We start from the raw sequence: 23369 nt of genomic DNA, 5'->3' as shown, positions 1-23369 counted from the left end.
CTGATTTTTCAGAATTGTTGTATTGTAAATGTAATCCGATGAAAGAGGTGGGAGAATGGAAAAAAATGAGCTGTTTCTTGATGATGGGGTCGTAGTCAATGCATACTCATTTTCTGAACATGTTATCTGTGTCGATGTCAATAAGGATGGTCAAGATTTAGGATCATTCTGTTCGGATGTTAGTCAATTCGAAGAATTGGACGAAGAGGAAATGGTAACTCTAATTCAACAGCATATAAAATTAATAGAATCCTCATCTCTAAAGAGCCAAAAAGAAAAACATATGGTTTATGGTTATGAACTTAGTTATTATACCCACTCTGAAACGGTTACCTGTGTGGATGTAAAACAAGCTGATAAACCTGTTTGTTCCTTCTGTGTTGATAAGGTTACATTTGAAGAATGGCTCGAAGATAACGACCAACTAATTAATGTTATAAATAATTTAAAAGCTTAATAAAAGCTATTTGTGAACAACCTCAACTTATTTGAGGTTTATTTTTTTTGTTATTTCCTTTTCACTTTGTCATAAATAGGACACGCATTCATATATTCTGAATAGACACAACCTGTCCTAAGATTCTCGAAGGAGGAGTGGTAATGAAAGAAGTCTTTCAAGTACTCCCAGAAAAGATTAGAAAAATTATCTTAAAATTACCAGAAAAAACGATAAATGAAATAGAGGAAATTCGTCTCCGTGTTAATCGTCCAGTAGAAGTCCGTACACATACGGCAACATTTGTTGTCCCTAATTCTGCGACTCCTTTTATTTTTATAGAATCGGATTCTGCTCTTATGCTCAGTCTGTTAAGTCAGCATTCTGTCTATCGATTAGAAGAGGAATTAAAACGGGGTTATATAACCATTTCGGGTGGTCACCGAGTAGGATTAGCAGGAAGAGTGGTCATGGAAAAGGGGGAAGTAAAGGGAATTCGAGATATAAGTTCTTTTAATATCCGAGTTGCTCGTCAAAAATATGGTGTTGCAAAAAGCTATCTAACTCAATTACAGCAAAGGGGGAATTGGTGTCATACATTAATTATCGGTCCACCGAAATCAGGGAAAACGACCTTACTCCGTGATATTGCAAGGGAAATTAGCAAGGGAGTAGGTTCCCTAAAGGTTGAAGCAAAAAATGTAGGGATTATTGATGAACGATCAGAAATTGCAGGCTCCGTAAAAGGTATTCCGCAGCATGATTTTGGTGTGAAGGTAGATATTTTAGACTCATGTCCAAAAGCGGAAGGTTTAATGATGATGATCCGGTCCATGAGTCCAGAAGTATTAGTTGTTGATGAAATAGGTCGAAAAGAAGATGGAGATGCAATCATGGAAGCAGTTCATGCAGGAGTAACCATTTTTGCATCTGTACATGGTGACTGTCTTGAAGATGTCAAAGCTCGACCTACCATTGCTAGTTTAATAGAGCTGGGATTTTTTCAACGGGCAATTGAGTTAAATGTTCACTCGAAAAGGGGAATCGTGAAAAAGCTTGATTTAAAGAAGAGAGTATCGGGTGTGATTAGAACATGAAACTAGTAGGAGCATTATTAATTATTTTGACTACTACAGTTTTTGGATGGGAGTTTGCAACACGACTTGCTCGTCGGACAAAGCAAATAAGATATTTAAAAATTGCATTTGAAGCCCTTGAAACAGAAATGGTCTTTGGGATGACTCCGTTACCATATGCATGTGAGAAGGTTGCAAATCAATTATCTTCACCGTTAAGTCAATTTTTTCACGAAGTATCGAAAAAATTAAAGGAAGAGGAAAGAACAGCAAGGGATATTTGGTGCAATACCTTAGAGAAGTGGAAAAAGACAACAGATCTTGAAGCTTCAGAAATTAATATATTAAATCAATTTGGACAGACGTTGGGAGAGCAAGACTTAGAGAATCAAAGGAAGCAAATAAGACTTGCTATTTCTTATTTTGATCAAGAAGAAAAACAAGCCATGGAGTCTCAAAAGAAATTTGAATCTATGTATAAGAGTCTCGGTTTCCTTGGTGGTGTGTTAATCGTTTTGATTATGCTCTGAACAAGCAGGGGGGAATAAACCTTGGGTTACGACGTAAGTTTAATTTTTCAAATAGCTGGTGTAGGAATAGTAGTTGCAATGATCCATACTGTACTAAAAGCTATGGGGAAGGAAGAAATAGCCAATTGGGTAACATTAATAGCTTTTGTTGTTGTTCTTTATATGGTAGCAACTGTAGTTGATGATTTATTCCAGAAGATCCGTAGTGTATTTCTTTTTCAAGGCTAGTGGGGGTGAGGACCTATTGAAATCATCCAAATAGTCGGACTAGGTATGATTGCCACATTTTTGGCATTAGTAGTAAAAGAGCATAAACCAGTCTTTGCTTTTCTGTTAACTGTGTTTGTAGGAGTTATTATCTTTTTATTTTTAATAGATCAAATTTCTACAATTATCCAGATGCTAGAGGAGTTAGCACTACAAGCCAATATCAATCTTATCTATGTTCAAACAGTGTTAAAAATAGTAGGAATAGCATATATAGCAGAGTTTGGTGCACAAATAGCGAAGGATGCAGGACAAGGGGCAATGGCATCAAAAATCGAATTAGCAGGAAAAGTGTTAATTATGGTTATGGCAATCCCGATCATTTCTGTCATTATTGAAACAATTATTGGATTAATACCGAATTCTTAGGAGGGAGAATAACGTGAAAAGAACATCGGTCCTTTTGATTTTTCTGATTTCGTTTTTTCTCCTTCCAATAGTAGTTTCTGGGGAAGAACAAACAATCCCAGAACAAGAAGAATTAATGGAAAGACAATTAGAACGCCTTGGAATAGATGAAATTGGTGAATTTTGGGAAAGCGTAATTAAAGAATACGAAGGTTACCTCCCAGAAAGCCAGCGTGGTAGTTTTATGGATTTTGTAAGAGGAGACAAGCAGTTTTCCATTGGGGAGTGGATTAATGGTTTCATTCGTTTTCTATTCCATGAAATTTTTGCAAACGGTGTGCTGTTAGGTACCCTTGTTTTGCTTGCGGTATTTAGTATGATACTGGCGCAATTACAACAAGCTTTCGAGAAACACACTATAAGTAAGGTAGCCTATGCCATTACGTATATGGTCCTTTTAATCATTGCTCTTAATAGCTTTAGGGTTGCCATGGATTTTGCTCAATCGACAATAGAAGTAATGAGTAATTTTATGGTGTCTCTTGTTCCATTACTACTTGTATTGATGGCTTCATCAGGAAGTGTCACTTCGGTGGCGTTGTTCCATCCAATTATTATGTTTCTCGTACATACGAGTGGAATTTTTGTTCAATATATTGTTCTTCCTTTGATTTTTTTGTCGACTCTCCTTTCTATTGTTAGCACAATGACTGAACATTATAAAGTTACGAAACTAGCTGATTTTATTCGTAATATAGCTGTAGGAAGCTTAGGAGTATTCCTTACTGTATTTTTAGGTGTCTTATCTGTACAAGGAGCAACTGCAGCTGTAGCAGATGGAATTGCCATAAGAACTGCGAAGTTTGTAACAGGAAACTTTGTCCCCGTTGTAGGGAGAATGTTTACGGATGCAGCAGATACAGTAATGGGTGCTTCTGTTTTGTTAAAAAATACAGTAGGAGTTGTAGGACTCGTTATTCTTTTATTAATTTGTATATTCCCTGCATTGAAGGTTTTGGCAATAGCTGTAATTTATACCTTTACATCGGCTATTCTACAACCCCTTGGTGGTGGACCAATCATACAATGCTTATCCATCATTGGAAAATCAATGTTGTTTGTTTTCGGTGCATTGGCAGCCGTGTCTTTAATGTTTTTTCTTTCCATTACTATCATTGTAATATCCGGAAACTTATCTTTAATGATGAGGTAGAGCGGTTAAAGAAAGGAGGCTAAAACACCATGAGCATGATTACAGCATGGATCACAAATATTATCCTATTAATTTTATTTGCAACCATTTTAGAATTACTTCTTCCGAATTCCAAAATGCAAAGGTATGTAAAGTTAGTTGTTGGACTTATGCTGCTCATGGTAATGCTTCAGCCGCTTCTTTCCATATTTCAAACAGATTCAGAAGAATGGCTTTCCGAGATTACTTCTTGGACGAATAACGAAGATCTTGAAAATACTTCTTCTATAGATTCAAAGAAAATGGATATAGAATTGGACAATCTTGCATATATTTCTGAACAAGTGGCTGTCCAATTAAAAAATAAAGCTTCTGATGAATTACAAGAACGTTTTGAGGTGGTGCCGTTAGACGTATATCTCGAATACGAATCATTTCCAGAAGAGGACGATTATTTAGACAACCTTTCAGACGTGTATGTGCTCTTACAGCCCATGGAAGACATAGGTAAGGTAAGTGACGTAAAAGTTGTTCAAATTGATCCAGTAGAAATCATGAAAGAGAAACAGGGTGAAGAAGAACAAGGAGTAAATGGGTCAGGTGAAATAATTACATTTTTAGCAGCCCTTTGGGAAATTCCTGAAAGCAAAATACACGTACAAATGAAAGGAGGGGAGGAGTAATATGGGCGAAAATAAAAATGATTCTAATTTGTTTCGATCCATTAACTTAAATACTTCAGGAAAAAAAATAAATGTGAAATACTTATTTGTACTGTTAATTCTTGGAGTTATGTTCATGATGATTGGAACATTTATGCAGTCTAATAATGAACCATCTACAGTTCCTGTAATGAACGAGCAGGAAGAAGAAATATCTGAGGTATTTATGTCTAATGAAGAACCTGCAGAATTAAATACGATGTCTGACTATGAAGCATTCTATGAAACACGCCTTGAAAGGGCACTAGAATCTGTAGTAGGAATTTCTGATGTTACCGTAATGGTAAACCTAGCAGAATCTGAAAGAACTGTTTTTAAAAGTAATACAAGCACTAAAGAACAATTTACAGAAGAAACAGATCGAGAAGGGGGAACACGTGAGGTACATGATACAACAAAAGAGGAACAAGTAGTTATTACCCGAAGTGGTGATAAAGAAGAACCACTTATTGAAAGAATAGAGAAGCCAGATATTAGAGGTGTTTTGGTTGTTGCAAACGGTGTGGAAAATATTCAAGTGAAAAATTGGGTAATAGAAGCCGTTAGCAGAGTGTTGGATGTACCAACACACCGGGTATCCGTATTACCAAAGAAATCAGAGGAGGAATCGTAAATGGTACTAAAACGTCAAACTGTTTGGTTATTAACAATGCTTAGTTTAATTATTGTCTTGTCTGTGTATTATATCTCCATGGATCGTATTCAAGATCATCAAGCTTTTGTACCTGGGGAAGAGGAAGAACAAGATGGTGAATTGGATCTGGATATGGAATTAGAAGATGGGGATATGACTTTGATTGAGCTTGAAGAAGTGGAAGAAGTGTTAGGAGATGCCTCTTTCTTTTCTGACCTTAGTGTAAATGAAATCTTTAATCAAATACGTTTGCAACGAACAGATTCTCGTGGTCGTTTACGTGAAGACTTAATGACAGTTTTTGGTTCAACAGAAGCTAGTGCAGAGGCACAAGTGGCGGCGATGGACCGAATTGAAAATCTTAATACAATGCAGCAAAATGAAGAGATGGTAGAAACACTACTTAAGGCAGAAGGATATGAGGATGCCTTGGTAATTGCAGAAGATAATTTTGTGAGAATATATGTTAAAGCAGATGAGTTAACGAATGAAGAAGTAATAGAAATTATGGATATGGCCCATGAGCACATTGGAACAAATGTTGAAATACGTGTAGGGTATCAATCAAGTAATAAATGATCTTATGTACATGTAGAGAAGACGTTCTATAAGTTAGAGGTTCCCTCAAAAGGATAAAAACATGCCATTTGAGGGAACCTCTCTTTTCCTTGATTAATCTTTATATACAATGGGCATGATGATGTTGTAGGAAATAAAACATGATTTTCTCAAGAATAGATGGTATAATACCCAATTGGAATAGTTATCCTTTAATATAGAAAATTACGGGATACAGATAGATTCACAAGGGAGAGATGATTCATGGAATGGTCTGACTTAACCGAAGGTGCGAAGGCGGTATTAGAACAAACAAGAAATATAAAAAATGACAAGATTCAAATTGTAGAATTTGAGGTGGGATTCCAACAAACGGAAGAGGATGCTGGAGATGCAGAGCCTATTTCTATTCAAGAAGAGGATTATCAAAGTTTAAAAAGGTTTACTCAAGAAAATGAGTACGGAGATAAGTATCATATGGCAAGAAATAAAAATATTGTAAAAATAATTCTCCTGGAGAAAGGGAAAATTCCGGATAATTTATCGGAGATCCCCGTATTTAGAGAATATAAAAATGAATAGTAAAATGAAAGCAAGTTTCATTCTTTCTTTACTATATTAATAAAGGAATACATATTGTATATAAGCATATTATTAATAAAGAAGAAAGGCCTTTTCCATATATATGAAAAATGGAAAAGGTTTTTCTTATGTGGTATAACAAAGGTAGTTAAAAGTCATTAGATTTAAAAAAAAGGTTCCCATTTTACGTAATATGAGGTAGCATATTTTTTAGGACTTGCTCCTAAGACAAGGCAGAAAATGTTATACTTTTAGAGGAATCATAATGTTTTATTAAAACGGTAATGAAAATGTTACATACAAGGAGTGAAGGGACATGTTGAAAATCCAAGAAATAAGAGAGCTTATTAAGTTAATTGATGACTCAACTATCGAAGAGTTTAAGTTTGAGCAAAATGGATCAAAAATTACGATGAAAAAACATTTAAAAGGAGAAAATGTTTCAACGGAAGCAGTAAGGGAAGTACATACACCTGCACCAGTCCAAACTGTAGTTACAGAGCCTGCTCCACCAAAAATAGAGGACAAGCCTGTTGCACAACAAACGGAAGTTAAAACGGAAACGATCACAAACTATCACAAAATTACTTCGCCAATGGTAGGGACCTTTTACGCTGCCCCATCACCTGAATCACCACCTTATGTTAAGGCAGGGGATAAAATTAAAGGGGATACTGTTGTCTGTATCGTAGAGGCAATGAAGTTAATGAATGAAATTGAGGCTGAGGTAAATGGTGAAATAGTGGAAGTATTAGTTGAAAATGGACAATTAGTTGAATATGGACAAGAATTATTCCTAGTTAAACCGGAGTAGGGGTTGGAATTATGATTAAAAAAGTGCTGATTGCAAATAGAGGAGAAATTGCTGTTCGAATTATTCGAGCATGTAAAGAACTAAATATTGAAACAGTTGCTGTTTTCTCGGAAGCCGACAGCGACTCCCTGCACGTGAGACTTGCGGATGAAGCTTATTGTATTGGTCCAACACCTTCTTCTCAAAGTTATTTAAACTTCACTAATATAATGAGTGTTGCTACATTGACAGAAGTGGATGCAATCCACCCAGGGTATGGATTCTTGGCTGAAAATGCAGCCTTTGCAGAAATTTGTGCAGAATGTAATATTACATTCATTGGTCCTTCTCCTTCTGCCATTAATCAAATGGGTACTAAAGACGTTGCAAGAACAACTATGAAAAATGCAGGTGTTCCTGTTGTACCTGGATCGGAAGGTATTATTGACAGCGTTGAAGATGGAGTTAAAATTGCTGAGGAAATCGGCTACCCTGTTATTATTAAGGCAACAGCAGGTGGCGGAGGAAAAGGAATACGTGTAGCAAGGGATGAAACTGAATTACGGAAAGGTATATCAGTAACTCAAAAAGAAGCAAAAGCGAATTTTGGTAATCCTGGTGTATATTTAGAAAAATACATTGAAGATTTTCGCCATGTAGAAATACAAGTAGTAGGTGACACGCATGGTAATGTTATTCACTTAGGAGAAAGGGATTGTACCATTCAGCGAAGACTTCAAAAGCTTGTAGAGGAAACACCCTCTCCTGCCTTAACAAAAGAAAAGAGACAAGAAATGGGAGAAGCAGCAGTGAGAGCAGCACAAGCTGTTGATTATGTTGGTGCTGGTACCATAGAATTTATTTATGACCATCGCAACGGAAATTTTTATTTTATGGAAATGAATACCCGTATTCAGGTTGAACATCCTGTTACTGAAATGGTAACTGGAATTGATTTAATAAAGGAGCAAATTTTAGTTGCTTCCGGGAAAAAGCTTTCTTATACTCAAGATGAAGTAACGTTTAATGGCTGGTCAATTGAATGCCGTATTAACGCAGAAAATCCTGATAAAAATTTCATGCCATCCCCTGGGAAAATTACCATGTATTTACCACCAGGTGGTTACGGAGTTCGTGTGGATAGCGCGGCTTTTCCAGGTTATGTGATACCACCGTATTATGATTCCATGATTGCCAAGTTGATTACCCATGGGGAGACACGGGAAGAAGCTATTGCTAAAATGAAACGAGCACTAAGTGAGTTTGTCATTGAAGGGGTAGATACTACAATTCCGTTTCATTTAAGATTATTTAACCATGAGGTATTTGTCGGTGGTGACTTTAACACGAAATTTTTGGAACAATACTCTTTGAAACCAGCAACAGAAGAGTAGTCTTCTAAAAGGAGGGGCAATATGAAGGAAAACCAATTAATTCATATGTCTGAGGATAAGGATGAATTAGGTAAAGTCGAGATTTCTCCTGAAGTTATTGAGGTGATCGCAGGCCTTGCAGCAAGTGAAGTGGAAGGGGTAGCGACGATGCGTGGGAACTTTGCTTCGGGCGTTGCCGAACGATTAGGGAGAAAACATAATCATGGAAAAGGTGTTAAGGTGGAGTTAACAGATGAGGGGATCACTGTTGATACATTTGTACTAATTAACTACGGGGTTTCTATACCTGAGGTAGGGAAAAAAATTCAAGATAACATTTATCAAACATTATTAAATATGACGGCTATTGAGTTAAAGGAAGTCAATGTTCATGTAGTTGGGGTACAGCTTGAATCATCAAAACCAGAACAAGATAAGAAAGAACAGTAAGTTTAAAGGAGGAGTCTCAGAGGGTTTATCTATGCCCCTTTGAGACTCCTTTAGCATTATTAGTACAACAATTCCCTTTTTCTTTAGTGCACCTGTATAATAAAGAAAAGTTGTGCTATTATCTTATTTGGAAGGGAACAATACATAAGAGAATAATGGAAAAGTCAAAAATAATTATACTCATTACTTGATGAGATCGTAATATGCTTTGATGTAAAGGAGTCGTTTTTATGAATCGGAGAGTCGCTAGAATAAAGGCAGTCCAATCACTATATCAAGTAGAGATGACAGAAGTATGCCCCAATGAAGCCATAGAAACAGTATTAGATGGAGAAGAAAAGGACAGCTTTTTATTGTCATTAGTCAATGGTACCGTTGAACATTTGGAAGAAATAGATCAATTACTACAATCTGCACTAACAAATTGGTCACTTTCCAGAGTTTCACGGGTTGATCGTGCTATTTTACGAATGGCTGCTTATGAAATGAAGTGGGTAGATGATATTCCTGTAAATGTCAGTATTAACGAAGCAATCGATATAGCAAAAGGCTTTACAGGAGACGTAGAGTCAGGGAAATTTGTAAATGGAGTATTATCAAAATTGGCAGGTATGCTGAAATAAATATAGGAAGATAAAGGGGGAGTTCGTATGTCGGCAATTGTAATCTCTGGTAAGGAGCTTGCAAAGGAAAAAAGGGAACAAATGAAAGGGGAAGTAGTAGAACTGAAAGGGAAAGGGATAACACCAGGCCTAGCAGTAATTTTGGTAGGAGAAGACCCAGCATCCCAATCTTATGTAAGATCGAAACAAAAATCATGTAAAGAAATCGGTATTCATTCTGAATTGGACGAGCTCCCAGTAACGATCAGTGAACAGGAGCTGTTGAACAAAATTGAAGTATTAAATAAGGCTGACCATATTCATGGTATATTAGTTCAGCTTCCATTACCTAATCACATATCTGAAAAGGCTGTTATTGAGGCAATTTCTCCGGAGAAGGATGTGGATGGTTTTCACCCAATAAATATTGGACGTATGATGACTGGCCAAGAAGCATTTTTACCATGTACTCCATATGGTATTGTAGAAATGATAAAGTCTAAAGACATTGATATGGAAGGAAAGCATGTAGTTGTAGTTGGTAGAAGTAATATTGTCGGGAAGCCTGTTGGCCAATTGCTGTTAAATGAAAATGCAACAGTTACTTATTGTCATTCAAGAACGAAAAACATGAGAGATATTACGAGACAAGCGGATATTCTTGTCGTTGCAGTAGGTAAAGCGCACTTTCTTGATCAAGAATATATTAAAGAGGGTGCTGTTGTTATTGATGTTGGTGTAAATAGAAATAATGATGGTAAGCTAGTGGGAGATGTGGTTTTTGAAAATGCAAAAGAGGTTGCATCGTACATTACACCAGTACCTGGTGGTGTTGGTCCAATGACGATAACCATGCTTCTCCACAATACAATTATTTCTGCAAAACGTCACATAGGACAGGAGTAAAGGAAAATGAGTCGTGACTTTATGTCCGTTAGTGAAGTTACAAGAAGAATTAAACGAATCATAGATGGTGATGAAACACTCCAGAACGTATGGATGAGGGCTGAAATATCCAACTTTAATCACCATTCCCGTGGGCATATGTATTTTACATTAAAGGATGATAAATCTAGAATTAATTCTGTAATGTTTGCAGGGAATAACCGATTTTTAAAGTTTACTCCAGAAAATGGGATGAGTGTATTAGTTCGAGGAGATATCTCTGTCTACGAGCCACATGGACAATATCAGCTTTATGTTAAAGAGATGCAGCCAGATGGTATTGGCAATCTTTACTTAGCCTATGAAAATTTAAAAAAGAAGCTAGAAATGGCAGGCTTTTTTTCAAATGAAAAGAAAAAGACAATTCCATCTATGCCAAAGGAAATAGCCGTAGTTACGTCACCTACAGGTGCAGCAGTAAAGGATATTATCATTACTATCAAACGACGCTTCCCGCTGGTGAAGGTAACTCTTTTACCAGTATTAGTACAAGGACCAAATGCACCTGTATCAATAGCAAAGGCAATAAACCAAGCAAATGAAGCTAATCGGTTTGATGTAATGATTGTGGGCAGGGGTGGAGGATCTCTAGAAGAATTGTGGGCGTTTAATGAACAAATTGTAGCGGAAGCGATTTATGAATCGAACGTACCCATTATCTCTGCTGTTGGACATGAGACTGACATTACCATCAGTGATTTTGTAGCAGATTTAAGGGCCCCTACCCCTACTGCTGCTGCAGAAATGGCTGTTCCGGATATGTTAGAATTGGCAAATGTTATTCAAAACCGAAAAGATCGATTGGTCCGTGCTATGGACAGAAAACGATCCCTCCAAAAGGAACGTTTAAGTTTTTTTACAAAGTCCTATGCTTTTAGGTATCCAAGACATCTTATAGAACAAAAGGAACAAGATCTTGATCGACTTGTTGAGTCCATGCGTAAAGCAGTTGATCGTCAATTTAGTAAGAAACAAGATAAACTAGAAGAGCTTCATTCTAGAATTCAGAGAGTTCATCCTGAACTTAAATGGAAAGAAGAGAAGAGTAAATTAGTTCATTTAGATAATTTGTTTCGTAAAACTATGAAACAAGCAATTCAAGAGAAGGAAATGAAATATTCCATGTTGCTTTCCAAGTTAAGTGTACTAAGTCCATTAAAAATAATGGAAAGAGGTTATAGCCTCGTTTATGATGAAAACAATCAGTTGATAAAATCAGTTGATGGAGTGAAACGGGATAGTGACCTTACTATTAGACTACAAGACGGAAAGTTAAAATGCCTTGTAGAGGAAACGATAAAAGAAAAATTACCTACTGTGAAATCGGAGGGAAGAAAATGAGCAAGGACCTGTCTGAACTAACCTTTGAACAAGCCATGGAAAGATTGGAAGAGGTTGTTAGTAAACTAGAAGAAGGAGATGTTCCTCTAGAGGAAGCTATTAATATGTTCCATGACGGTATGAAACTCTCAAAATTTTGTCATGACAAGCTTCAAAAAGTAGATAAGCAAATGACTGAAGTACTATCAGAGGATGGGGAAATAACACCTTTTGATGTAGAGGAGCAAGGGGAATAATGGGCTTAACTTTTGATCAGTTTTTAGAACAAGAAAAACAACAATTGGATTCACTACTACCGACCTTTATTGATCATATTGGTGAAGATGCCCCTAATGTATTAAGGGAATCCATGGTTTATTCTCTAAATGCAGGTGGAAAACGTGTGAGACCTATTCTGTTATTAGCGACATTATATGGTTATGGAAAACCGTTAACTATAGGATATGAAGCAGCTTGTGCCATAGAAATGATTCATACCTATTCCTTAATTCATGATGATTTGCCTGCTATGGATGACGATGATTTAAGGAGGGGAAAACCCACAAACCACAAGGTTTTTGGTGATGCTATGGCAATATTAGCTGGGGACGGGCTGTTAACCTATAGTTTCCAGCTGCTTACTTCTCTTAAGATCTCCAGTGAAATAAAGGTAAAACTTATTGAAAGAATAACTCAAGCTGCTGGACCTGCAGGAATGGTTGGAGGACAAGTGGCAGATATGCAAGGAGAAGGAAGAGAATTAAATGCAGATCAGCTTCAAGAAATCCATCGGCGTAAAACAGGTGAATTACTAGCAGTATCTGTTGAAGCAGGGGCAATAATAGCAGAAGTTTCAGAGGATGAGAGAGAAGCCCTGCGAAACTTTGCGTTACATCTAGGACTAGCCTTTCAAATAAAGGATGACATTTTAGATGTGGAAGGGGATGAATCAGTTATCGGTAAACCGGTTGGCAGCGATGTAGGGAATGACAAAAATACATACCCGAAACTGCTGGGGATAGAAGGTGCAAAGGAAAAGCTTTCCTTTCATCTTCGGGAGGCAAAAAAATACTTATATAAAACAAGTATGGATCATACATTGTTAGTAGAAATAACTGATTATATAGGAAATCGTTCAAAGTAACAGGTTTTTTAAGGCAGTTTTCGTAAACTTTTTAGTTTTTTTGAAAAACTTGGAGAAGCAGAAAGCGTCTGCCTGTAGCTTTTCCAAGCCACATTATATATAACGAAAAACAAATTCTTTTAGAAAACAGCTTTTTCTAATTTCTGGATTATGATGAAAAGCTTGTTCGTTGTCTCAAGAAATCCTTTCATGTTATAATATCGTTATACCGAGTGGTGCTGTATTCTAGTCAGTTCTCCATTTTCGAAAGCGGGCCTAAAAATCCGCTAAAGGGCACATCGATGAAGTTCCTAGTTTTGGCTTGAAGCGCCCAGCTTTGGGTCTTAACTGGGAGTAAAGGCTGTAGGGCGATCCACAAAGGCATGTGGGCGTTGACCCTGCAACCGCGGAGGCCTTTCGTTGTGGCAACTGTTCCCGCAGAAGCTATGGCGCAAGGTATGAACCTGCATTGCGAGTTAGGGAACTCGTGAGCAGCGTAGCCTGCCTTGAGTGGAGTATGAGGGGATTATGAATGCTAGGTAGTATACAATTGCACTCATTCATATGAAATCTGCTCTGCAAAAGAGGATAGAAAATGGTAAAGAACTGTTGAGGAAAACTCCTAGGCTGTTCCACATCGGACATTTAAAGGGGATTATAGTGCGTGCTAAGTGGTAATCCAGTCTGACGTCTGGCGACAACGTCAAGTTAGGTTTAAAGGGAAACCGCCATAGCGGCGACGCTAAGGTACTTAACTGGGAAAACCTACTGGACCTAAGACGCAGTTTTTACTCTTTAAATGACCACTCGGATACATACTATGAAAAATGATTGGAACGTTGATGCTAAATGAAAGAGTCTCTTAAGAAATCATTTCAATGGAGTTTGATAGTAGCCGTTATCACATTGGTGTTAGCGGCTCTTTTTGCTATTGTTTCCACGTCTATCCTCAGTGGCGTATCTTGGGGAATAGGTATGTTTATTGTACTTTTAATTGTCCTCATAGGGGTATTATTTGATACAATAGGGGTTGCAGCGACTGCTGCCAATGAGAAACCCTTTCACGCTATGGCAGCAGAAAGATTGTATGGTGCGAAACAAGCAGTTCAAATTACAAGGAATGCAGACCGCTTTGCCAATTTTTGTAATGATGTCATAGGGGATATTGCAGGGGTAATTAGTGGAACAGCATCAGCTTATGTTGTTATTCGTCTCTCCATGCAGTTAGGTTACGAGGAAGGAAGTAGCGTTCAATTCATTATTTCTGTCTTGTTTACAAGTATTGTTGCAGCACTTACTGTTGGGGGCAAATCCGTTGGAAAAACGCTAGCAATCCAATATTCGACTCAAATCATTTTCCAAGTGGGTAGATTATTTTACTTTTTAGAGGTAAAATTGAAAATAAACATTTTCAATGGTAATAAACGTAAAAAGAAAGAAAAAAAGAAATCTAAAAGAAAGTGAGGGTTTTTCTTGGATTTAAACCGCATTAAAGACCCAACATTTCTTAAGAAATGCTCAAAAAAAGAACTGGAGGACCTCGGAGAGGAAATCCGACATTTCTTAATTGAAAAGTTATCAGTTACTGGCGGTCACTTAGGACCAAATTTAGGTGTAGTGGAACTGACTTTAGTTCTTCACCAATTATTTGAGAGTCCAAAGGATAAATTTCTTTGGGACGTTGGACATCAAGCCTATGTCCATAAAATCTTAACAGGACGTGCCGATCAATTTGATCAGTTAAGGCAATATAAGGGTTTATGTGGATTCCCTAAACGTTCTGAAAGTGAACATGATGTATGGGAAACGGGGCATAGCTCTACGTCTCTTTCTGCTGCAATGGGAATGGCTGTTGCAAGAGATATTAAAGGAACAGATGAAAATATTGTTGCAATAATCGGAGATGGTGCTTTGACCGGAGGTATGGCCTTGGAAGCGCTTAATCACATAGGTCATGAGCAAAAGGATCTTATTGTTGTTTTAAATGATAATGAAATGTCCATTGCTCCAAATGTTGGGGCTCTTCACAATGTACTTGGAAGACTACGAACTGCAGGAAAGTATCAAAAGGCCAAGGAAGAGTTGGAAATGCTGATTAAACGTATTCCAGCATTTGGGGGACGACTAGCATCAACGGCAGAAAGAGTTAAAGATAGTCTTAAATACTTGCTTGTATCAGGAATGTTCTTTGAAGAAATGGGTTTTACCTATTTAGGACCGGTGGATGGTCATGACTTAGATGATTTAACAACTAATATGAAATATGCTAAGAAAACAAAAGGCCCTGTTTTAATACATGTCATTACTAAAAAGGGGAAGGGGTATGCCCCTGCTGAAAATGATGCAAAAGGAACATGGCATGGATTAGGTCCATATAAAATGGAATCTGGTGAAGTGGTTAAGAAACCAGGTCCTCCTAGCTACAGCGGTATTTTTGCTGAAACATTAAAGAAAATTGCTCGTGACGATAAGCGAGTAGTTGCCCTAACCGCAGCTATGCCTGGTGGAACAAAATTAGATTTGTTTGCTAAGGAATTTCCCGATCGCATGTTTGATGTAGGTATTGCAGAACAGCATGCCACAACAATGGCAGCCGGACTTGCGACACAAGGTTTAAAGCCTGTCTTTGCAGTGTACTCTACATTTTTACAACGTGGATATGATCAAGTAGTACACGATGTGTGCCGTCAAAATTTAAATGTGTTTTTTGCCATTGATCGTTCTGGACTTGTAGGTGCAGACGGGGAAACACACCAAGGAGTTTTTGACATCTCTTACTTGAGACATGTACCTAATATGAAAATCCTAATGCCAAAAGATGAAAATGAGCTTCAGCATATGATTTATACTGCTGTAAATTATGATGATGGTCCAATTGCTGTACGTTATCCAAGAGGGAATGGATATGGCATAAAAATGGACGATACATTAAAGCAATTGCCATTAGGTAAATGGGAAGTATTAAAGAATGGGAATGATGCAACAATCCTTACCTTTGGAACGATGATCCCTGTAGCAATGGAAGCTGCGGAAGTTTTAGAAAAAGATGGTGTACGTGTGGAAGTAGTGAATGCAAGGTCTATAAAACCACTTGATGAAGAAATGCTCACACAGCTGGCTTTACAAAACAAACCCATTTTGACATTAGAGGAATCCGCTTTACAAGGTGGGTTCGGAAGTGCTGTTCTTGAGTACTTTCATGAGAATCAATTTCACTCAATGGTAGTGGAAAGAATGGGGATACCAGATCGTTTTATTGAACACGGAAGTGTAACAAAACTCCTTGAGGAAATTGGTTTAACTTCACAGCATGTCATTCAACGTATGGATCAAATTTTACCAAGAAAGAGACAACGAGCGTAATACAATGGAAAAAAAAGAACGTATAGATGTGCTGTTAGTGGAAAAAGGTCTAGTGGAAACTAGAGAAAAAGCTAAACGTACGATAATGGCAGGCTTAGTATATGCTGATGGGGATCGAATAGATAAACCTGGCATGAAAGTAAAAAGGGAAAGTAATTTAGAAGTAAAAGGTCAGGTTATTCCATATGTTAGTCGCGGAGGACTAAAGCTAGCTCGAGCAATTGAAGCTTTTCAACTAAACCTAAAAGATAGAATTGTATTAGATATAGGGGCTTCAACGGGTGGATTTACAGATTGCGCCCTTCAAGAAGGGGCAAGTCTGGTATATGCTCTTGATGTAGGTTATAACCAATTAGCATGGAAACTTCGACAGGATGAACGAGTAGTTGTGATGGAAAGGACAAATTTCCGTCATGTTACTCCAGACAAGTTTCAAAAGGGAATACCGGATTTTGCTACTATCGATGTCTCTTTTATTTCCCTAAAGCTCATCTTGCCTGTTTTAAAAGGAATATTAAAACAAGGCGGCCATGTTTCAGCTTTGGTGAAGCCTCAATTTGAAGCAGGACGAGAAGAAGTTGGAAAAAAAGGGATAGTTAGGGATCCAAAGATTCACGAAAAGGTACTAAATACGATTATTACCTTTTCTGAGAACTGTGGTTATACAATTAAAGGACTCGTTCCTTCTCCCATTAGAGGTGGTGAAGGGAATATCGAATTTTTACTCCATTTAGTATTAAAAGAAAATGTTGAAGAAAACGTTCCACTAAAGAACAGTATTCCGTTAATTGTACAAGAAGCCCATATGGAAAAGGACACAGAGTAACATCCTGTGTCCTTTTTTCTTTCCCCGCAGTTCGACAAAAGTATACGTCTTTTTTTGTACAATAATTGTATAAATATAAGAAATCGTATATGATACGAGGTAGAAGAACAATTTTTTATATAGGCTGTTTTGCTAATAAGTGCTGTTTTAATAGATGAACAAACGGAGGAATTATCAATGAATAAAGGACAACGTCACATAAAAATTCGAGAAATAATTACAAGTCAAGAGGTGGAAACACAAGATGATTTAGTTGACCAGCTCCGTAATAGTGGATTTAATGTCACTCAAGCTACTGTTAGTCGTGATATTAAAGAACTTCACTTAGTAAAGGTACCAATGATGGATGGACGCTATAAATATAGCTTACCTGCTGATCAACGATTTAACCCATTACAAAAATTAAAAAGAGCCTTAATGGACAGCTTTGTTTCCATTGACCAATCGAATAATTTAATCGTGATGAAAACGCTCCCAGGGAATGCGAATGCTGTTGGGGCATTGATTGATAATTTAGATTGGAATGAAATCATGGGTACCATCTGTGGTGATGATACCATTTTAATTATTTGTCGTGAACAACATAATACAGAAGAAATCAGTGAGCGCTTCCTTGAAATGTTATAGTATTTTTTAGTAAAAGGATGTGATGGCAATTGTTAATGGAGCTCTCAATCCGTAATTTTGCAATTATTGATCATACCACAATTTCCTTTGAAAAAGGCTTAACTGTATTAACAGGTGAAACTGGTGCAGGTAAATCCATTATCATTGATGCCATAGGACAACTCATTGGCGGAAGGGGATCGGTTGAGTTTGTCCGGCATGGAAGTAAACGGGCAGAAATTGAAGGGCTTTTCTCAATAGAATCTACTGAAGAAATTAATAATTTATTTAGAGATATTGAAATCGAAATTTCCGAAGAGGATACTGTTTTACTAAAACGTGAAATAACTCTACAAGGTAAAAGTATATGCCGTATAAACGGGAAATTGGTTACATTAGCTGTATTAAGGCAAGTAGGTCAGCTTTTAGTGGATATCCATGGTCAGCATGAACATCAACATTTGCTTCAGGGGGACAAGCATCAACTGCTTTTAGATCGATTTGCAGAAAAAGCGATTACACGGGTAAAATCTGAATACGAGCAATTATACGATATTTTTAATAAAAAAAGAGAAATGTTAAAGCAAATATCAGAAAACGAACATGAAATGATGCAGCGCTTAGATTTAATACAATATCAGTATGAAGAAATTGAAAAGGCTAAGCTTCAACCAGAGGAAGATCAGCAGTTATTCGAAGAGAAAAAACGTTTAGATTATAGTGAAGACTTATATAAAACAGTACATGGCACATATGAAGCACTTTACGGAGATGGAAAAGGTCTTGAGTGGATTATGCATGCCATGAATCAAATAGAAGAAGCAGCTAGTATGGATGAAAGCCTTCGATCACATCACGAAAATATTTCAAATTGCTATTATTTATTAGAAGAGGCAGCCTTTTCCTTAAGGGATTACTATGAAAAAATTGAATTTGATCCTGAACGTATCAATGAAATTGAAGCGAGAATGAGTGAAATAAATCAGCTGAGAAGAAAATACGGAGATACTGTAAACGATATTTTAGAATATGCTTCCAAAATTGAGGATGAATTAGATACCTTAAAAAACCGTGATGAACGGTTGCAACAATGGATTAATGAGCTGGGAGAAGTTGCAGAAGATTTATTAGTGGAAGGAAATCATTTAACTGAAGTAAGGAAAAGAGAAGCTATTCGTCTCGAGAAGGCTATACAAAAGGAATTAGAGAATTTGTATATGAAGGATACTGAATTTAAAGTGGAGTTTGAGGGACAACATTTTTCTGTGGAAGAGCTTTTAAATGTAAAAAAAAGAATTCCCATTTCAAGAAAAGGTCTTCATTCTATATCCTTTATGGTATCCACTAATAAAGGTGAACCTTTAAAGCCATTGGCAAAAGTTGCTTCAGGCGGAGAAATATCCCGGATGATTTTAGCGTTAAAAACCATTTTAACCTCCCACGAAGGAGTAACCTCCCTCATTTTTGATGAAGTGGATACAGGGGTCAGTGGACGGGTAGCTCAAGCTATTGCTGAAAAAATAAACCAAATATCAGCTAAATCTCAAGTACTTTGTATTACTCATTTACCACAAGTTGCAGCTATGGCAGACACCCATTTATTTATTTCAAAAGTAAATGATGGAGAGAGAGTTGCTACTTCAGTTAGGGCTCTCAATAAAGAGGAACAAATGGAAGAAATTAGCCGTATGATTTCAGGGGTTGAAATTACCGATTTAACAAGAAAACATGCACAGGAGCTACTTGACCAAGCAAGGAAAATGAAGCAATAATTTCTTACACAATGAAAAGCTAACCATTTTAGGTTAGCTTTTTTCTTTGTACATGGTTATAAATCGTCCACGACAAGGCAAAATTAGTAGTACAGCCATGGTGGAGGTGTAGGTTAGAAACGAGGAGAGTGAATGGGTTTGAGAAAAAATATAATAAAAAAATGCTTAGGTACTATTCTCCTTGTGTTACTGTTCTCCGCTGCATTTTATCCTCCGCTCCAACAATATATGCAAGTACCAGGTCATCTTGTTCTATTTGAGGGACAAGAATATAATGTACCATTATCAATGCCTGCAATGGCAAAGGATGATGCAATTGCCATAACGAGTGAAAATGGAAGCTCAAAATTAATTGGGGAAAAAGCGAGTGAAAGTGTAGTACAATTTGGCATTGGAGGATTCCCGTTAAAATCGATGAAGGTTTCTGTACTTCCAGAATTGAAAATAATACCTGGAGGTCAATCCATTGGAGTACGTGTTCAGACAGACGGGGTTCTTGTTGTAGGGCACCATTTAGTGGATACAAAAGAAGGGACTGTATCACCTGGTGAAAAAGCCGGCATTGAAGTTGGAGATACTATTACAAAGATGAATGGGGTAAAGATCGAAGCAATGAATGATATAAACCCTATTGTACAAGAATACGGAGAGAAAAATAAACCGATTAAAGTCGAGATTAAACGAAACGGTGAATTGTTTACGAAAGATCTACAACCAGTAAAAGGTAAAGGGGACGAAACCTTTCGTTTAGGCTTATATATTCGGGATTCAGCAGCAGGTGTGGGGACACTGACATTTTATGAACCAAAGTCGAAGAAATATGGAGCATTAGGGCACGTTATTTCTGATATGGATACACGACAGCCCATCGAAGTAAATGAAGGTGAAATTGTAAGTTCAAAAGTAACCTCCATTGAAAAGGGGTTAACAGGTGAGCCAGGTGAAAAGCTTGCAAGATTCTCAAGTGACCGCAAAGTATTAGGCGATATACAAAAAAATAGTTCATTCGGTATATTTGGAACACTAAACGACGAATTATCAAATGGACAAATAAATAAACCAATGGAAATCGGTCTTTCCCATCAAGTGGAAGAAGGACCTGCTGAAATATTAACTGTAGTAAGCGGTGATGAAGTCAAGCGTTTTGATATAGAGATAGTTAGCAGTACAGAACAAAAATTTCCTGCTACAAAAGGAATGGTAATCAAAGTAACTGACCCTGAATTAATTGAAGCCACTGGTGGAATTGTTCAAGGGATGAGTGGTAGCCCAATAATACAAAATGATCGTATTATTGGTGCAGTAACCCATGTATTTGTAAACGATCCAACAAGTGGATATGGATGCCATATTGAATGGATGTTACAGGAAGCTGGAATTGAGATATATAGCGACGAAGAACAGGAAGCAAAGGCGAGTTAATACTCGTCTTTCTTTTTTTATGGTTTTTTGTACGAATATAAATAGATTGAACACACTACAGGCGGACCAATTACGCCTAAATAATCAAGACGAGACACCGTAGGGACGAAGGACCAAGTAGGCTTGTCAGATCCCCGCGGAAAGCGAGAGGGTTGCAGCGAATGATAACACAGGATTTGTATTTTGTAGTAAATCCTTATTAAAATAATTTTTTATATAATTAGAAATAAATCTATGGTAAGATTGAAATAAAGATTTTTCGACAAATGGAATTTGGGTGTGTTGTTAATGATCGAATAGGGTCGAAATCGAGAGCAAAACTAAAGAAACAAGAGAAAATATAAGTTTTTTAAGAAAAAATCAAAAAATAAAAAGGAATACACTTCACCTTGTCGAATACCTGTTATGAGACATTAAAAATGATTGGGAGGAACAACAGTGGAAAATGTTAGAGTATGTATTGCAGATGATAATCGTGAACTAGTTATGCTATTAGAGGATTATATCAATTCTCAAGATGACATGGATGTCGTCGGAAAAGCTTTTAATGGTCAAGAATGCATAGAGCTTATTGAAGAAAAGGAACCAGACGTTCTAATTCTAGATATTATAATGCCTCATTTAGATGGGTTAGCAGTATTAGAAAAATTAAATGCCCGTCAATTAACAAGGCGTCCTAATATTATTATGCTTACGGCATTTGGGCAGGAAGATGTTACAAAAAAAGCGGTGGAGTTAGGGGCTTCTTATTATGTTCTTAAACCATTCGATATGGATACATTGATGAACAAAATTCGTGACATTAGTGGGAATTCATCTGTTTATATTAAACCGCAGCATTCATCACCTCAAGTTAAAAGAGAAAATAAACCAATGAACTTAGATGCAAGTATTACGAGTATTATCCATGAAATTGGTGTACCTGCACATATTAAAGGATACATGTATTTAAGAGAAGCAATTACAATGGTATATAATGACATTGAGTTATTAGGTTCCATAACAAAAGTACTTTATCCTGACATTGCTAAGAAGTATAACACAACAGCAAGTCGTGTAGAACGTGCAATTCGTCATGCAATCGAAGTAGCATGGAGTCGTGGGAATATAGAATCTATTTCCAAAATGTTCGGCTATACAGTAAGTGTGTCAAAAGCAAAACCAACGAATTCTGAATTTATTGCTATGGTAGCGGATAAATTACGAATCGAACATAAAGTTAGCTAAGATTCGTTTTACCATTCTATAGTAATGGATTTAGTGGCCAATAAAATAAATGAAAAAGAAAGTATACTCGATAAATTTTAGGATTTATCGAGTATCTTTTTTTTATCCCTCTCTTTATGAAGAAATTGTAAAGAATCATTGACTAATTAGTGAAATAGTTTATCAAAACGTTGATTATTCACAACTTATTCATTGTCTGAAATATTGGTACATTTATAATTTAAGTATAAATAAAATGCCATAACCAGAAATTTTAAGGGTAATTAGAATGGAGGTGAGACCATGTTAATAGCTGTGAGTATTATTTTAATTGTTGCCACAACATTATTCGTAACTTATTACACTTATCATCATCGGAAGCGTCTTACATGTATGGGTGGAATGATGATTGCAATGACTAACGCAATGATGTCAAGTGTATCAATTGGAACAATTGTAGGGGTTATATATAAGGTTGATTTAAGTACACCTACAATTATAGGGGTAGTATTTGGAATGATTGTTGGATATATTACCGGCAAGCCAATATCCCTAATGGCTGCATTAGATGGACTTGGTGCAGGTATTATGGGGGGGATGATGGGAGCTATGCTGGGTGTAATGCTCCTTCCTTCTAAGGTAAATATGATGGTCGTTTTTATTTTAGCGATCTTTGTTATTGTAATGATCGTCTTAGTTAAAGTTATTGATGAGGAAATAACAGCAAGGGTGAAAAAAAGCAAGGTGGAGCTAAAAAAACCCTTTCTTTTAAACCCTTCATTTTTAATCATAATTGTTTTATTTATTGCTTTCTCCGTGTTTAGTACTGACTATGTTTTATCAGAATCGGATGCCCCAAATGATTTCGAAGTTCCACTTACTACGTACAATGGAGATTCTCTACAAGCGGTGATTAATGTACAAATGTTTTCGTATGAACCTAATAATATATCCATACCTACAGGTGAGTCAGTAGTACTAAACTTTAAAGCGATTGATAATTTAATTAGCTGTGCTATATATATTTATTCAAATGATTTAGACTTCCGTGTAAAAATAACTTCTGGAGAGGAAAACTTTATTGAGCTTGGTGAATTGGAACCCGGAATCTATAACTTTGCCTGTACAATGAACATGTTTAGTGGTTCAGTAACTGTATATTAGTTGTTATACAAAAGGGGGGATTATAGTCTGATATGGTCTTTTTTGGTTGTACAATTTTC

Annotated in this window: 26 protein-coding genes; all 26 read left to right on the top strand. The window is 36.8% G+C overall.

Annotated elements, in window-relative coordinates; all coding sequences use genetic code 11:
• The first annotated feature begins 55 nt into the window (after positions 1–55).
• The 26 genes from J2S74_RS17955 to J2S74_RS17830 all read left to right on the top strand — a co-directional run bounded on the left by J2S74_RS17955 (position 56) and on the right by J2S74_RS17830 (position 23310).
• Complete coding sequence (locus tag J2S74_RS17955; RefSeq protein WP_307328113.1) at positions 56–457, top strand: hypothetical protein; 402 nt, start codon at positions 56–58, stop codon at positions 455–457.
• A gap of 143 nt (positions 458–600) precedes the next feature.
• Positions 601–1533 carry a stage III sporulation protein AA gene (spoIIIAA, locus tag J2S74_RS17950; protein WP_307328110.1) on the top strand — a complete coding sequence of 311 codons (933 nt, stop codon included), beginning with the start codon at positions 601–603 and terminating at the stop codon, positions 1531–1533.
• On the top strand, positions 1530–2042 hold the full coding sequence (gene spoIIIAB, locus J2S74_RS17945) for a stage III sporulation protein SpoIIIAB (protein WP_307328107.1): 513 nt from the start codon (positions 1530–1532) through the stop codon (positions 2040–2042). Before spoIIIAA ends, spoIIIAB begins: the two co-directional genes overlap by 4 nt.
• Positions 2043–2063: 21 nt before the next feature.
• A complete protein-coding gene (gene spoIIIAC, locus J2S74_RS17940) occupies positions 2064–2270 on the top strand; it encodes a stage III sporulation protein AC (RefSeq protein WP_307328103.1) in 207 nt (68 codons plus the stop codon).
• 15 nt (positions 2271–2285) lie between these two features.
• The gene (gene spoIIIAD, locus J2S74_RS17935) at positions 2286–2678 is read left to right on the top strand and encodes a stage III sporulation protein AD (RefSeq protein ID WP_307328201.1); all 393 of its coding nucleotides are present in this window, start codon (positions 2286–2288) and stop codon (positions 2676–2678) included.
• A 13-nt stretch (positions 2679–2691) separates the two neighbouring features.
• On the top strand, positions 2692–3870 hold the full coding sequence (gene spoIIIAE, locus J2S74_RS17930; protein WP_370876031.1) for a stage III sporulation protein AE: 1179 nt from the start codon (positions 2692–2694) through the stop codon (positions 3868–3870).
• A 29-nt stretch (positions 3871–3899) separates the two neighbouring features.
• Positions 3900–4532, top strand: a complete 633-nt coding sequence (gene spoIIIAF / locus J2S74_RS17925) for a stage III sporulation protein AF (protein ID WP_307328100.1) — start codon at positions 3900–3902, stop codon at positions 4530–4532.
• Between the two features lies 1 nt (position 4533).
• Positions 4534–5184, top strand: a complete 651-nt coding sequence (gene spoIIIAG, locus J2S74_RS17920) for a stage III sporulation protein AG (RefSeq protein ID WP_307328098.1) — start codon at positions 4534–4536, stop codon at positions 5182–5184.
• Positions 5185–5784, top strand: coding sequence for a SpoIIIAH-like family protein (locus J2S74_RS17915; RefSeq protein ID WP_307328095.1), 600 nt, complete (start codon positions 5185–5187; stop codon positions 5782–5784).
• Positions 5785–6027: 243 nt separating this feature from the next.
• The gene (locus tag J2S74_RS17910) at positions 6028–6345 is read left to right on the top strand and encodes a hypothetical protein (protein ID WP_307328093.1); all 318 of its coding nucleotides are present in this window, start codon (positions 6028–6030) and stop codon (positions 6343–6345) included.
• A gap of 316 nt (positions 6346–6661) precedes the next feature.
• Positions 6662–7159: an acetyl-CoA carboxylase biotin carboxyl carrier protein gene (accB, locus tag J2S74_RS17905; protein WP_307328090.1), complete on the top strand. Its 498-nt coding sequence runs from the start codon at positions 6662–6664 to the stop codon at positions 7157–7159.
• 11 nt (positions 7160–7170) lie between these two features.
• Positions 7171–8532: an acetyl-CoA carboxylase biotin carboxylase subunit gene (gene accC / locus J2S74_RS17900; protein ID WP_307328087.1), complete on the top strand. Its 1362-nt coding sequence runs from the start codon at positions 7171–7173 to the stop codon at positions 8530–8532.
• Positions 8533–8553: 21 nt separating this feature from the next.
• Positions 8554–8961, top strand: a complete 408-nt coding sequence (locus tag J2S74_RS17895) for an Asp23/Gls24 family envelope stress response protein (protein WP_307328085.1) — start codon at positions 8554–8556, stop codon at positions 8959–8961.
• Positions 8962–9191: 230 nt separating this feature from the next.
• Complete coding sequence (gene nusB, locus J2S74_RS17890) at positions 9192–9584, top strand: transcription antitermination factor NusB (RefSeq protein ID WP_307328083.1); 393 nt, start codon at positions 9192–9194, stop codon at positions 9582–9584.
• A 27-nt stretch (positions 9585–9611) separates the two neighbouring features.
• Positions 9612–10469 carry a bifunctional methylenetetrahydrofolate dehydrogenase/methenyltetrahydrofolate cyclohydrolase FolD gene (gene folD / locus J2S74_RS17885; RefSeq protein WP_307328081.1) on the top strand — a complete coding sequence of 286 codons (858 nt, stop codon included), beginning with the start codon at positions 9612–9614 and terminating at the stop codon, positions 10467–10469.
• Between the two features lie 6 nt (positions 10470–10475).
• Positions 10476–11849: an exodeoxyribonuclease VII large subunit gene (gene xseA / locus J2S74_RS17880; protein ID WP_307328080.1), complete on the top strand. Its 1374-nt coding sequence runs from the start codon at positions 10476–10478 to the stop codon at positions 11847–11849.
• Positions 11846–12085, top strand: coding sequence for an exodeoxyribonuclease VII small subunit (locus J2S74_RS17875; RefSeq protein WP_307328077.1), 240 nt, complete (start codon positions 11846–11848; stop codon positions 12083–12085). Before xseA ends, J2S74_RS17875 begins: the two co-directional genes overlap by 4 nt.
• Positions 12085–12972 (top strand): polyprenyl synthetase family protein, encoded by an 888-nt coding sequence (locus J2S74_RS17870; protein ID WP_307328074.1) that lies wholly within the window; start codon positions 12085–12087, stop codon positions 12970–12972. The genes J2S74_RS17875 and J2S74_RS17870 overlap by 1 nt, the downstream gene beginning before the upstream one ends.
• Before the next feature lie 828 nt (positions 12973–13800).
• On the top strand, positions 13801–14415 hold the full coding sequence (locus J2S74_RS17865; RefSeq protein ID WP_307328071.1) for a CNNM metal transporter family protein: 615 nt from the start codon (positions 13801–13803) through the stop codon (positions 14413–14415).
• A 9-nt stretch (positions 14416–14424) separates the two neighbouring features.
• Positions 14425–16314 (top strand): 1-deoxy-D-xylulose-5-phosphate synthase, encoded by a 1890-nt coding sequence (gene dxs, locus J2S74_RS17860; RefSeq protein WP_307328068.1) that lies wholly within the window; start codon positions 14425–14427, stop codon positions 16312–16314.
• 4 nt (positions 16315–16318) lie between these two features.
• Positions 16319–17140 carry a TlyA family RNA methyltransferase gene (locus tag J2S74_RS17855; protein ID WP_307328065.1) on the top strand — a complete coding sequence of 274 codons (822 nt, stop codon included), beginning with the start codon at positions 16319–16321 and terminating at the stop codon, positions 17138–17140.
• A 177-nt stretch (positions 17141–17317) separates the two neighbouring features.
• Positions 17318–17767: a transcriptional regulator AhrC/ArgR gene (ahrC, locus tag J2S74_RS17850; RefSeq protein ID WP_307328062.1), complete on the top strand. Its 450-nt coding sequence runs from the start codon at positions 17318–17320 to the stop codon at positions 17765–17767.
• Positions 17768–17796: 29 nt separating this feature from the next.
• Entirely contained in the window at positions 17797–19518 is a 1722-nt protein-coding gene (gene recN / locus J2S74_RS17845) for a DNA repair protein RecN (RefSeq protein ID WP_307328060.1), read from the top strand.
• A 138-nt stretch (positions 19519–19656) separates the two neighbouring features.
• On the top strand, positions 19657–20940 hold the full coding sequence (gene spoIVB / locus J2S74_RS17840; RefSeq protein WP_307328057.1) for a SpoIVB peptidase: 1284 nt from the start codon (positions 19657–19659) through the stop codon (positions 20938–20940).
• 438 nt (positions 20941–21378) lie between these two features.
• Positions 21379–22167, top strand: coding sequence for a sporulation transcription factor Spo0A (gene spo0A / locus J2S74_RS17835; protein WP_307328055.1), 789 nt, complete (start codon positions 21379–21381; stop codon positions 22165–22167).
• Positions 22168–22449: 282 nt separating this feature from the next.
• A complete protein-coding gene (locus J2S74_RS17830) occupies positions 22450–23310 on the top strand; it encodes a cupredoxin domain-containing protein (protein ID WP_307328052.1) in 861 nt (286 codons plus the stop codon).
• Positions 23311–23369: the final 59 nt, after the last annotated feature.

Source organism: Evansella vedderi, assembly GCF_030813435.1.
Taxonomy (GTDB): domain Bacteria; phylum Bacillota; class Bacilli; order Bacillales; family Salisediminibacteriaceae; genus Evansella; species Evansella vedderi.
The sequence above is the reverse complement of the archived record's forward strand: the minus strand, read 5'-3'. Positions and strand labels throughout refer to the sequence as shown.